This is a genomic window from Stenotrophomonas sp. NPDC047960 (assembly GCF_043204395.1).
Classification (GTDB): domain Bacteria; phylum Pseudomonadota; class Gammaproteobacteria; order Xanthomonadales; family Xanthomonadaceae; genus Stenotrophomonas.
The window spans coordinates 92,721-104,917 of the sequence record NZ_JBIDBX010000002.1 but is presented as its reverse complement, the minus strand read 5'-3'; the positions used below and the strand labels follow the sequence as shown (position 1 = coordinate 104,917).

Annotated in this window: 9 protein-coding genes; all 9 read left to right on the top strand. The window is 68.8% G+C overall.

The genetic code is table 11. The annotated features are described in order from the left end of the window. Positions 1-2 precede the first annotated feature (2 nt). The 9 genes from recG to ACGFZ3_RS06045 all read left to right on the top strand — a co-directional run bounded on the left by recG (position 3) and on the right by ACGFZ3_RS06045 (position 12,181). Positions 3-2,114: an ATP-dependent DNA helicase RecG gene (gene recG, locus ACGFZ3_RS06085; RefSeq protein WP_392917876.1), complete on the top strand. Its 2,112-nt coding sequence runs from the start codon at positions 3-5 to the stop codon at positions 2,112-2,114. 90 nt (positions 2,115-2,204) lie between these two features. Continuing rightward, complete coding sequence (locus ACGFZ3_RS06080; protein ID WP_392917873.1) at positions 2,205-3,143, top strand: nucleoside hydrolase; 939 nt, start codon at positions 2,205-2,207, stop codon at positions 3,141-3,143. A gap of 113 nt (positions 3,144-3,256) precedes the next feature. Further along, entirely contained in the window at positions 3,257-3,523 is a 267-nt protein-coding gene (locus ACGFZ3_RS06075) for a type B 50S ribosomal protein L31 (RefSeq protein WP_093533653.1), read from the top strand. 322 nt (positions 3,524-3,845) lie between these two features. Then, positions 3,846-5,123 carry a citrate synthase gene (locus tag ACGFZ3_RS06070; protein ID WP_392917869.1) on the top strand — a complete coding sequence of 426 codons (1,278 nt, stop codon included), beginning with the start codon at positions 3,846-3,848 and terminating at the stop codon, positions 5,121-5,123. Between the two features lie 396 nt (positions 5,124-5,519). Beyond that, positions 5,520-6,032 (top strand): CS1 type fimbrial major subunit, encoded by a 513-nt coding sequence (locus ACGFZ3_RS06065; protein ID WP_392917866.1) that lies wholly within the window; start codon positions 5,520-5,522, stop codon positions 6,030-6,032. 51 nt (positions 6,033-6,083) lie between these two features. Further along, on the top strand, positions 6,084-8,711 hold the full coding sequence (locus ACGFZ3_RS06060; protein ID WP_392917863.1) for a CS1-pili formation C-terminal domain-containing protein: 2,628 nt from the start codon (positions 6,084-6,086) through the stop codon (positions 8,709-8,711). Beyond that, on the top strand, positions 8,696-9,835 hold the full coding sequence (locus ACGFZ3_RS06055; protein ID WP_392917860.1) for a CfaE/CblD family pilus tip adhesin: 1,140 nt from the start codon (positions 8,696-8,698) through the stop codon (positions 9,833-9,835). Before ACGFZ3_RS06060 ends, ACGFZ3_RS06055 begins: the two co-directional genes overlap by 16 nt. A gap of 17 nt (positions 9,836-9,852) precedes the next feature. Further along, positions 9,853-10,551, top strand: a complete 699-nt coding sequence (locus tag ACGFZ3_RS06050) for a pilus assembly protein (RefSeq protein WP_392917857.1) — start codon at positions 9,853-9,855, stop codon at positions 10,549-10,551. A 13-nt stretch (positions 10,552-10,564) separates the two neighbouring features. After that, on the top strand, positions 10,565-12,181 hold the full coding sequence (locus tag ACGFZ3_RS06045; RefSeq protein ID WP_392917856.1) for a YadA-like family protein: 1,617 nt from the start codon (positions 10,565-10,567) through the stop codon (positions 12,179-12,181). Positions 12,182-12,197 lie beyond the last annotated feature (16 nt).

The window sequence follows — 12,197 nt, the reverse complement described above, 5'->3', positions numbered from 1 at the left end:
ACGTGGCACGCAGACCGGCGGTCACTCCGGCGCTGGCGCCGTCCGGCGAAGCTTCGCTGGGCGTGCTCGCTGGCGTGGGGCCGGCCGTGGCCGCCAAACTGGCAGCCCGCGGCCTGGCCTCGCTGCAGGACCTGTGGCTGCACCTGCCGCTGCGGTATGAAGACCGCACCGCGCTGACCCGCATCCAGGACCTGCGCAACGGCGTGCCCGCACAGGTCGACGTCCGCGTCATCGCGGTCGACCGCGGCATGCGCTTCCGCCCCACCTTGAAAGTGGCGGTGGAGGACGAAGGGCAGGGCACCCTGGTGCTGCGCTTCTTCCACTTCCGCCAGCAGCAGGTGGCCCAGTTTGCAGTGGGCACCCGTCTTCGCTGCTTCGGCACGCCCAAGCCGGGTCAGTTGGGGCTGGAAATGGTCCACCCCAGTTACCAGGTGCTCGGCCGTACCGATGACCCTGCGCTGGGCGACAGCCTGGATCCGGTGTATCCCGCTGTGGAAGGCATCGGCCCGGCCACGCTGCGCCGCTTGATCGGCCAGGCGCTCGACCGTCTGCCGGAAGAATCCGCCCTGGAACTGCTGCCGTCGGGCTGGCTCGATGGGCTGGCGCTGCCCTCGTTGCGCAGTGCGCTGCTGACCGTGCACCGCCCGCCACCGGACGCCAATCTGGCCGCACTGGCCGCAGGCACCCATCCCGCGCAGCGCCGGCTGGCACTGGAAGAACTGCTGGCCCACCACCTGAGCCTGCGCCGCCAGCGCATTGCCCTGCAGGCACACCACGCACCGCCGCTCGCCGGTCCCGGAAAACTCGCCAAGGCCCTGCTGAAACAGCTGCCGTTCGCCTTGACCGGCGCACAGAAACGGGTGTTCACCCAGATCCGCGAGGACCTGGCCCAGCCGCGCCCGATGCTGCGGCTGGTGCAGGGCGACGTCGGCTCGGGCAAGACCGTGGTGGCCGCACTGGCGGCCATGCTGGCGGTGGAGCAGGGCAAGCAGGTGGCGCTGGCTGCCCCGACCGAACTGCTGGCCGAACAGCACCTCACCAATCTGCGCGGCTGGCTGGAACCGCTCGGCGTGCAGGTGGCCTGGTTGGCGGGCAAGGTTACCGGCAGGGCGCGTGCAAAGGTGCTGGAGCAGGTGGCCAATGGGCAGGCCCAGGTAGTCGTGGGTACCCATGCGCTGATGCAGGAGGCGGTGGTGTTCAATGATCTGGCGCTGGCCATCGTCGATGAGCAGCACCGCTTCGGCGTGCACCAGCGGTTGGCCCTGCGCGACAAAGGACCGGGCGGGCGCAGCGTACCGCACCAGCTGGTGATGACCGCCACGCCGATTCCGCGCACGCTGGCGATGTCCGAGTATGCCGACCTGGACGTGTCGGCGATCGACGAACTGCCGCCCGGGCGCACACCCGTGCAGACCGTGGCACTGAACAATGATCGCCGCCCGGAACTGATCGAGCGCATCGCCCTGGCCTGCCGCGAGGGCCGCCAGGTCTACTGGGTGTGCACCCTGATCGAAGAGAACGACGAGCTGGATGCCACCCCGGCACAGGCCACCTTCGAATCGCTGCAGGCGTTGTTGCCGGGCGTGCGGGTGGGGCTGGTACACGGCCGACTGAAGGCGAGCGAGAAGCTGGCCACCATGGTCGCTTTCAAGGCCGGACAGATCGATCTGCTTGTGGCCACCACCGTGATCGAAGTGGGTGTGGACGTGCCCAATGCCTCACTGATGGTGATCGAGAACGCCGAGCGGCTCGGCCTGGCCCAGCTGCACCAGCTGCGCGGCCGGGTCGGGCGTGGTTCGGCTGTATCGCGCTGCGTGCTGCTCTACCAGGCGCGGCTGTCGGCGATGGCGCGCGAACGCCTGGAAACCATGCGGCAGACCAACGATGGCTTCGTGATCGCCGAGAAGGACCTCGAGCTGCGCGGCCCCGGCGAGCTGCTGGGCACCCGCCAGACCGGCCTGGCCGGCTTCCGCATGGCCGACCTGGCCCGCGACGCGGACCTGCTGCCGGACGTGCATGCGCTCGCAGACCGTCTGCTGGCCGAGGCCCCGGCGGTGGCGGACCGCGTCGTCGAGCGGTGGATTGGATCGGCGGTGCGATACGCCGGCGCGTAACGACCAATGGTCGTTACCGCATCGGTACCGGCCTTGTATTTGTAACCTCCGGGTGAGACATTCCGTTGCCGCTAGATGAAGACGGCACGCATGACCAAGAAGATTCCGCTGTTGATCGACACCGATCCGGGTGTCGATGACGCCCTGGCCCTGTTGATGGCCTTTGCCGACGAACGCCACGACGTGGTCGGCCTCACCATTGCCGCCGGCAATGTCGGCCTGGACCACACGGTCCGCAATGCCCTGAAACTGTGCGAAGTGGCCGGGCGGGAGGACGTTCCGGTGTTCGCCGGCACCGCCGATCCGCTGCTGCACCCCTCGGTGGATGCTGCTCACGTGCACGGCGCCGATGGCTTCGGCGACGTCAACCTGCCGGCCGCCAGGCGCCAGGCCGAAGCCGAACACGCCGCGCTGGCCATCCTGCGCCTGTCCCACCAGTACGCCGGTGAGCTGTTCCTGGTCGCCCTGGGTCCGCTGACCAACCTGGCCCTGGCACTGAAGCTGGACCCGACCCTGCCCCAACGCGTAAAGCGCTTCCTGGTCATGGGCGGGGCGGTGACCTGCCACGGCAACATCACCCCGGCTGCCGAGTTCAACATCGCCTTCGATCCGGAAGCGGCGCACGTGGTGTTCACCGGCTTCCCGCACATCGAAGTGGCCGACTGGGAAGCCACCGTCGCCCACGGCCTGCTGCACAAGGATGTCGAGCAGTGGCTGGCCTTCGACAGCGACAAGGCGCGATTCTACGAGCTGATTTCGCGGCAGACCCGCCTGTGGTCCGAAGACAGCCGCGGGGAGCGCTGGTTTGCTGCCGATGCCCTGGCGATGGCCTGGGCGCTGCAGCCCGAAGGCGCGCTGCGGGTCGAATCGCGTCCGCTGAACGTCGAACTGACCGGCACCCACACCCGGGGTGCTACGATTGTCGACTGGAACCGCCAGACCGGGCAGCCGGACAACACCCAGCTGCTGATGGCCTACGACCAAGGGCGTTTTGAAGCCCAGGTCCGGCGTGCGCTCGGCGTTGCCTGAGGCCGCAGCGGCGGTATCTTCACGCGGAACATGGCCTTGGCTTGCCCTAGGGGAAGGCCTCGGCTATAATGCCGCTCTTGCGTTTCCCTGACCTTATTTACGGTGTGTGCCCCATGAAGGACGATATCCATCCGAACTACCGTGACGTCGTTTTCCAGGACGTCACCTCCGATTTCAAGATCCTGACCCGTTCCACCATGGCGACGAAAGAAACCGTGAAGTGGGAAGACGGCAACGAGTACCCGCTCGTCAAGATCGAAATCTCCTCTGCTTCGCACCCGTTCTATACGGGCAAGCACAAGGTGATCGACACCAGCGGCCGTATCGACAAGTTCCAGAAGCGTTTCGGCAAGCCGGCCGCGGCTGCTGCTGCCGAATAAGCGCTCGACGCTGCTGTCCGAAAACAACGGTCGCCCTGGCGGCCGTTGTTTTTTTGTGCGCGCGATAAACCCTGCTGGCGGATGAACGGCGGTTCAGAAATTGCGTGGCTCGACGGAACGCAGTGTCCACCCCGGCCACGGTCGCAGCGCTGCCAGGCTTGCGCGGACAGGGCCACGGCCCGCTTCGTCTACGACTTCCGTCCTAGGGCGTGGCAAATGTTGCTGTGCGATAATGACGTGATCCACAGCACAGGTTGTGGACTTCATTCACGTGCCCGCCCCACGCGCTTGGGTGGGCGCCTTCCCCTGAGGAGCGCACACAGTGTCCGATCTTGATCAGGTCACGCTCAACGCCGGCGACAAGCCGGTTGTTCTGCCTGTCATCAAACCCACGCTCGGCAACGATTGCGTCGATATTTCGAAGCTGACCAAGGAAACCGGTCTCTTCACCTACGACTCCGGCTTCACCGCCACCGCCAGCTGCAAGTCCGCCATCACCTTCATCGACGGTGACAAGGGCGTGCTGCTGTACCGCGGCTACCCGATCGAGCAGCTGTCGGAAAAATCCAGCTACGTCGAAGTGGCTTACCTGCTGATCCATGGCGAGCGTCCGAGCGCCGAGCAGCTGAAGGCCTTCACCGATGAGCTGGCAGCCGAAGCCAACGTCGATGCCTCGATCAATGCCCTGATCGCCAGCTTCGACAAGGATGCCCACCCGATGGCCATCCTGGCCGCTGCCATCGCGCAGCTGTCGGCGAAGTACCACGCCTCGCTGGACCTGTCCGACGCCGAACAGCGCCGCCAGTCGGCCGTGCGCCTGATCGCCAAGGTGCCGACCCTGTCGGCGCTGATCTACCGCCACGGCAAGGGCCTGCCGGCCAATACGCCGGACACCTCGCTGGATTACGTCAGCCGCTTCCTGAAGCAGACCTTCGAATCGGCCGATGGCCAGTACGAGCTGAACCCGGATGTGGTCAAGGCGCTGGACCTGCTCTTCATCCTGCATGCCGACCACGAGCAGAACGCCTCCACCTCGACCGTGCGCCTGGTCGGTTCGACCGGTGCCAACCCGTATGCATCGGTTGCCGCTGGCGTCACCGCGCTGTGGGGTCCGGCCCACGGCGGCGCCAACGAGGCCGTGCTGAAGATGCTGGAAGAAATCGGTTCGGCCGACAACGTTGAATCGGCCGTGCTCAAGGCCAAGGACAAGACCTCGGGCTTCCGCCTGATGGGCTTCGGCCACCGCGTGTACAAGAACTTCGACCCGCGCGCCAAGGTCATCGGCGAGATGACCAGCAAGGTGCTGCAGCAGCTGGGCGTGCAGGACCCGCTTCTGGACGTGGCCGTGAAGCTGGAACAGGCTGCGTTGCAGGACGACTACTTCGTTGCCCGCAAGCTGTACCCGAACGTCGATTTCTACAGCGGCATCATCTACAAGGCGCTGCAGATCCCGACCGAGATGTTCACCGTCATGTTCGCCCTGGGCCGCACCTCCGGCTGGGTCGCGCACTGGCTCGAACAGCAGGTCGATCCGGAAATGAAGATCGGCCGCCCGCGTCAGGTCTACACCGGCCACGACGTGCGTGACTACCAGGGCTGATCAGCTGCCGTGGTACATGAAAAGACGCCTCCGCAAGGGGGCGTTTTTTTTGTTTCAAAAGCCTTCATGCAAGAGCCTTCAAGCAGCATCCTGCAAACGACGGCTCTGGCTCTGGCTTTAAGCCTTTCGCTTTCAGCCAATGCCAACACCAAGCCGTGCCGCGGCGAGCATAAAGCCAGCAACCCGCAACATGCGCATGCGCGCGCGTCGGAATGCTTGCGTTGCGTCCGGTTCGCGTGCGCTGTCGCAGAACATGCGCGTGCGCAATGGGTTTAAGAATGGTTGCGTGGGGCGACATCGCGCACAGAACTAACGTGATCGTGTCGCCGGCACTGCACATCGCAGGGTGGGTGATCGCCTCGACCGAGGCGTTTTTCAATCATGGGAGAGAACCACATGTACCGCACCCTGAAGCAGGCCGCGTTGGGCCTGGCGATCTTTACCGCCGCACTGTCTGCCCACGCCGTTGAAGCGCACATCACCGTCTGGGCGAACGTCGACCCGACCCTGTCGCTGCTCCGGGCCGATGGCAGCGCGCTTCCCGCCGAGGTGGAAATGCCCTACCGCGCCGGGCAGGGACTGAGCAGCTGGAGCGAACGCGTGCGCGTGTTCTCGAATGACACCAGCCTGGACGTCGACGTTCGCCTGGCCGAACCGGCCGTGTTGATGCCCAAGGTCACCGCCGCCGGCGCGGTCGACATACCTCTCTCGGTCACTCTCAATGGACGCGAGCTGGGCCTGGCGCCGGTTGCGTTCACCGCGCAACAGCTGTTCTACGGTGCCATCCCCGGTGCTTCCATCGAAATGCCGCTGACCGTTGCCCAGTCCACGCCGGGCCCCATTGCCGCCGCCGGCCTTTACGACGGTCCGGTCAGCCTGGTGCTGGTGCAGAAGGCCAGCAGCCTTTAAGCCCCTGCGCGGGAGTCGGTCCTCCGGGGCCGGCATGCCTGCAGTCCTGCCATGCGCATTCCTGCTCCCGCCGTGGTCCGGCTGGCGGTGGCGCTCGCCCTGGTGCTGGCCTGCGTGGCCGTCCAGGCGGGCCCGGTGCCGGCAGGATTCGAAGATCTTGTCAGTGGCCAGCGCGAGCGCGTGGAAGTACGCGCGTTCGGGCGTTCTGCCGGCCTCTGGCCGGCCTGGGTGACGCTGGACCACGTGCAGCTGGAACAACCCGCGCAGGTGTTGGCCGCGCTGGGTGTGGCCGCGCCCGCGCAGCAGGCGCTGCTGCCCGCGCTGTCGCTGCCGCTGCCACGCAACAGCCACATGGCCTGCGTCCACGGCCAGCCGCAGCCAGGCTGCGGCTGGCGCCCCCCGCCCGAGGATCCTTCCCACGTGCATGCCATCTTTGACGAAGGCGACAGTGCGTTGTTGCTGTTTCCCGCATTACGCTGGCTGCCGCGCGCGTTGCCCGGCAGCGCCGGGCTGCACGAGCCCAGCGAGCAGGCCGAAAACGCATTGCTGCACCAGCAGACGCTTGCGCTCAGCGGCAATGGCGGCCAGTACGCCCTCAACGCGCACGGCAGTGCCACGCTGGGCGTGCTGCGCAGCGGGCATGTCGGCGGCAACTGGAACTACGCACGCCACGCCTGGCCCGGCCAGCGCGCGCGTACGCGCTTCCAGTTCGACGATCTGTACTACCGGCATGACCTGGCCCGGCGCCACTACCTGCAGGCCGGAAGGATGGACCGGCGCAACCTTGCCAGCACTCAGGGGGGGCAATTCGGCTTCGGCTTGTTGCCGCTCGACCGCTTCGATGGCGTCCGCGCCGGTACCACCCAGGCCTACAGGGATGCCAGCGCCGACGTCGGCGCCGCGCCCCTGACCGTATTGCTTGCGCGACAGGCGCGCGTGGATGCCTACGACGGCGAGCGATTGCTGCAGACCTTCTACCTGCCCGCCGGCGTCACCGACCTGGATACCCGCCAGTTTCCGCCCGGCAGCTACGACGTGACCCTGCGCATCCACGAAGACGGGCGCCTGCTGCGCAGCGAGACACTGCCGTTCTCCCGCACCCGGGAATGGGGTGAACCGGGCCTGCAGTGGTTCGTGCAGGGCGGGCGCAGCCGCGCGCGCGACCTCCGCCCGGCCTCCGGCGACAGCGTGCTGCAGGCCGGCCTGCGCCTGCCGCTGGCCGACCAATTCGGCATGAGCCTGGGCGTGTCACGCCTTGGCCATGCCAGCCATGCCGAAGTGCGCACCGGCCTCCGCCATCGCCTCGGCGGGCATGACCTGTACGCCGAAATGGGCGCGATCATCGGCAGCGACGGCCGGCGTGGCAGCCAGCAACAGCTCAGCGTGCGCAATACCGTTTCCTGGAACCTGTACCGGCAGCGCCTGCGCGGCGCCCGCTGCCGCGCCCACCCCCGATCGGCCGACAGTGCATCGGACTGCGCCGACGCCCTGGGGGCATCGCTGACCATCCCGCTGACCGGCGGCAGTCTCCATCTGGGGCACACCCGCCGCCGCGCGCTGGCACCCGGCCGCGGGCCGGACGGCAGCGCCCGCAGCCTGCAGGCCAGCTATGGCCTTACGCGGCAGTGGCGCAGCGTGAGCATCGGTACCCGCCTGGGTGCATGGCGGCAGACCGGGAGCGTGTCCGACCAGGGGCTGCAGTTCTCCGTCACCTTTTCGCAGCTGCAGCGTGCGGCAGGCGCCAGCACACTGCGCCGCATCGGCGCGGAAGCACGGCGCACGCAGTCCGGTGATGCCGGACAGCGCATGCTGCTGGCGCACTCCTGGCGCAAGGAACAGGATGCCGGCGCGCGCGAGATGGCCACCGAAATCAGCGTGCAGGACGCCGATGCTGTCGATGCGCTGCTGGCACTGCGCACCTACGCGCCGCTTGGCCAGACCAGTGCCGTGCTGTCGCACCACCGGCAGGCGCATGCCCGCGACACCGGCTACAGCCTCAGTCATGGATCGGCGCTGGCAGTATCGCCGCGCGGCGTGTTCTGGGGCGGGGCGCCGGGGGCCGATGCGGGCGTGGCCGTCAGCGTCGAGTACGCCGATGCCGGCGGGTTCGAGGGCGCGGCCGCCGAGGTGCAGGCCGGGGCCAGCCGTCGCCAGGTGCTGCGCGTTGGACAGCGCCGGCTGTTGCCGCTGAGCGGGTATCAGCGCCATCGGGTGGAGGTGCAGGACGTGTCAGCGCAGGCCCACGAGGCAAGCATGCGAGTGGCCCATCCCGGGCCTGCGCAGCAGCCCTTCCTGTTGCCTGGCAGGGTGATCACGTTGCCGGTGGGGGTGGAAGCCACCTTCACCTATATCGGCAACGCCGTGGACGACGCCGGTACTGCCCTGGCCGGCGCGCGCATCCTCAATGCCGCGGTTCCCCGGCTGGGAGCCGACGGCGGGTTCATCACCGAATTCGCGCAGCGCGAACCCGCCCTGTACCTGTTGCAGGCCGGCCGCCTGCTGCACTGTCCATTGCAGGTGCGTGAGCAGCGCAGCGTGGTGCTGCTGGTGGGGCGGGTGGCCTGCGCGCCTATGGCGCGCGGCGCGTTGCCCAGCAGCATCGCCCGCCAGCCGCGGGTACGACAACTGCTGGACGACACGGCGCCGATGGCGCAGGGGGTGCCATGGGGCGGACCCTGATGCGCGCCTGCAGCGTCCTGCTGATACCGGCACTGTGGGTCGCGCAGCCTGCAGCGGCGCAGCGCCCGCCGCTCACCACGCCCGCCGCTGGCACCACCGTGACCACACTGAGCCACACCTTCGACCGTGCCGCGCCGCAGCCGCTGCAGTTGTGGGCACCGCGCACCGTGCTGGGGTTCGACGAGGTGGAGCATGGCCATGGTCGCCTGCATGTCACCTGCACCGATGTGCCGGCACGCGGGCGCTGCCCGCGCAGCGACACCGGGGAAGGCCCGATCGGGCGCCAGCCGATCCTGCTGGAGTTCCACGAACCACGCAGCGGCCAGCGTCGCGAGGTAGGCGTGAGCGGATGGCTGGAGCGGGTCGAGTGGGAGCGCAGCTGCAGCGACGATTACTGGGACAAATCGCAATACCCGCTGTGGACCTCGGCGACCCGGGAGTGCCACGTCGCCCCGGCCGGCACGGCGGTGACGCTGCAGGTGGGGGCGACGGACATCGGCGCGCTGGTGGCCGGGCGCTGGCGTGCCGAGCTGCACCTGGACGTGCGCGGCGGCGTGGGCGCGGCCGTCCTGGGCAGGCACGTGTTCGTGCTTGAGGTCACCGTCACCGATCCGGACCGCGCGGCCATCCATCTGCCGGAACAGGACGGCCCGGTCGGGCTGATGGACCTGCAGTTGCAGCTGCAGGCCGTGCCGCCACCGGCCAGCATCGGCGGCCAGGCGGTGCTGGACATGTGCCTGTACGACGGCCTTGGCTCCCACAGCAGCCAACTGGTGCTGGTCGCACGCGACCGCGGTCCGGACGTGCCCGGGCGGTCGTCCGATGCCTTTTCGGTCTGGCACCACGCGGGCGGCCGCGCGCCGCACGACCGCGTCGATTACCGCCTGCAGCTGGTGCACGCGGGTGGCACGATCGAGCTGCGCCGCGATGCGCACACGGTGCTGACCGGCATCGACAGCGGCGGGCTGCGGCCGGTCCTGCTGCCTGGCATGGACCAGGCCGTGCACTGTGTGCCGACCCCACTCACCTTCATCACGCCCCGGGTGTCGGCCGCCGAAAAGCGCGACGGACGCTACCAGGGTGATCTCACCCTGGAGATGCACCTTCCCACCCGCCGCCCCTGACTCCGATCGAGACCTACATGCGCCTGCATCGCCTTTTCCCGTTGCTGTTGCTGCTTCCTGCCCTGCCGGTGTCGGCCAACCTGGACGTGCACCCCATGCGCGTCCACGTCGACACCGGCGGCACCACCAGGATCCGCGTGCAGGCGCAGTCGCCGCGCACCCAGTACGTCAGGGCCACGGTCAAGCGCGTGGTCGCGCCCGCCACCGAGGACGAGCAGGAGATGGATGAGCCGCCCGGTGACGCCGCGGCGATCGCCGTGACACCGGGCATGTTCGCGCTTGCCGGCGGCGGCAGCCGGTTGGTGCGCGTGATCGCCCTGGCGCCCGTGCAGGAGAAGACCGCGTTCCGGGTGTACTTCGAAGGGGTGCGCGCGGACGACCCGGATGCCCGGTCCGATCCCTTGCAGACGCCCGCTGCCACCCTTGGCGTCAGCCTGGTGTGGGGCGTGCTGGTCAACGTATTGCCGGCCGACGGACGGGTCGCGATGCAGGTGGCCGGAGGGCGGCTGCACAACCACGGCACGCTCCGCCTGGGCATCCGCCGGGTCGAGTACTGCGTTGCGGCGGCCTGCACCACCCATGACATCGAACGCAGTGTCTACCCCGGCGCTGCGCTGGCGTTGCCATTCGAGCCGGTGCCCGGCGCGCGGCTGCGCGTGGATTACCGGCTCAGTCGTGACGGCTACCGCGAACACCAGCAGATCCTGCTGCCCTGAAAGGAGAACCACCATGTTCCGTCCCCGCCGTGCACCTGCCTCCGCGTCCATCACGCTTCTGCTGATGGCACCGGGACTTGCAGCCGCAACGTTGCCGGAGCCGTCGCCCGAGGCGGTGGCGCCGTCCGCTGCGCAGCAGAGCGCCCCGTCAACCGTGGCACCCGTGTTGTCGTTCCTTGGCGGGCTGGGTGTGGGCATGGGCGTGGCCGGTGTGTTCGACCGCGACGGCGTGCGCGAACGCATGATCCACTGTCCGGCGCCGTCGCCAGTGCAGATCCCGGACCCGGCGCCGCCAGCGGGCTGGGCGGACGCGCTCCGGCAGATCGACACCCATGGCGGACAGATCGCCCGCAACCGCGGCGACATCGATTCGCTGCACGACAACGTGCGCGGCGTCAGCGCCGACCTCGGCGACGTAGTGCGCTTCGACAAGGATGCCACCGTGCACCTGCGCGGTGCGCGCCTGGTCGCGCTGGGCGCGGGCGAGATCAGCGCCGACAGCCACCAGGCCATCACCGGCGCGCAGCTGTTTGCCGCCAGCCAGCGCGTGGCGGCGCTGGAGTACACCCAGTTGTACGCCAAGGTCGGGGCGGATGCGCAGAGCCTTCCGGCCCAGGCGGGCCACCTCGGTACCGCGATGGGCAGCGATGCACGCGCGCAGGGCGCGGGCTCGACCGCCCTGGGCAGCTTCACCACCACGCTGGCCCGGAATTCGGTGGCGCTGGGTCGCGCGGCGATCGTCCTGGACGGCGCACACGATGGCTTCGCGCTGGGTTCGCGTTCGCGCGTGCTGGCCGAAAACGGCATGGCCTTGGGCGCCTCGGCCCAGGTTTGGGAGGGCGCGCACGACAGCGTGGCACTGGGTTTCGGATCGATCGTCCAGCACCCCTTCGAGGTGTCGGTGGGCGGGCAGGGCATGCGCCGGCGGATCACCAACGTGATGCCGGGCATCGCCGATGATGACGTGGTGTCGATGCGGCAGCTGTCCGCCTTGGCGGGGTTGCTGGGCACCGGCGTGGACGGCCAAGGCGGCGTGCGCGGCGTTGGGTTCACGGTGCGGGGGCGGTGGCACGGCAGCGTGGCCGAGGCCGTGGACGCACTCGATGATGCGGTGGGCGCCGCCCACGACGCGCTGGACAGCATGGGTGGGCAGATGGGCGCGCTGCAGGCGCAGCAGGTCGCGGGAGACGCAGGACCTGCGGACGAGCCGGAGGCTGCGGATACCGCCCCCGCCAAGGCAGCCGCGCCTGCCGTTGCCCGTGCTCCCAAGGCCGACGCAGCGCCGCCCGCCGTTGATACCCGCGCGGTGGATGAGGCCGTACAGCGCGCCAACGGCTACACCGACCAGGCAATGGCGTCTGTTGACCGCCGCTTCTCGCGGCTGGACCGCCGCATGAACCGGATGGCGGCGATGGGCAGTGCGCAGGCCGCCATGGCCATGAACACCGCAGGACTGCCCACCTGGAACCGGCTCGGCGCGGGCATTGGCCATGCCGATGGCGAATCTGCGCTGGCGGTAGGCTACCAGCGTGTGCTGGAGCGGCGCGCCGCCACCACCTTCAGCCTCAACGGCGCCTTCAGCCAGGGCGGTGAGAGCACCGTCGCGGTGGGGGTAGGCATAGGCTGGTAGGTACCGACCGTTGGTC

What these genes read in the sequence shown, in the direction of transcription:
- ACGFZ3_RS06080 (WP_392917873.1), top strand. Translation starts at nt 2,205, where the DNA reads ATGACCAAGAAGATTCCGCTGTTGATCGACACCGATCCGGGTGTCGAT.
- ACGFZ3_RS06075 (WP_093533653.1), top strand. Translation starts at nt 3,257, where the DNA reads ATGAAGGACGATATCCATCCGAACTACCGTGACGTCGTTTTCCAGGAC.
- ACGFZ3_RS06065 (WP_392917866.1), top strand. Translation starts at nt 5,520, where the DNA reads ATGTACCGCACCCTGAAGCAGGCCGCGTTGGGCCTGGCGATCTTTACC.
- ACGFZ3_RS06060 (WP_392917863.1), top strand. Translation starts at nt 6,084, where the DNA reads ATGCGCATTCCTGCTCCCGCCGTGGTCCGGCTGGCGGTGGCGCTCGCC.
- ACGFZ3_RS06055 (WP_392917860.1), top strand. Translation starts at nt 8,696, where the DNA reads ATGGGGCGGACCCTGATGCGCGCCTGCAGCGTCCTGCTGATACCGGCA.
- ACGFZ3_RS06050 (WP_392917857.1), top strand. Translation starts at nt 9,853, where the DNA reads ATGCGCCTGCATCGCCTTTTCCCGTTGCTGTTGCTGCTTCCTGCCCTG.
- ACGFZ3_RS06045 (WP_392917856.1), top strand. Translation starts at nt 10,565, where the DNA reads ATGTTCCGTCCCCGCCGTGCACCTGCCTCCGCGTCCATCACGCTTCTG.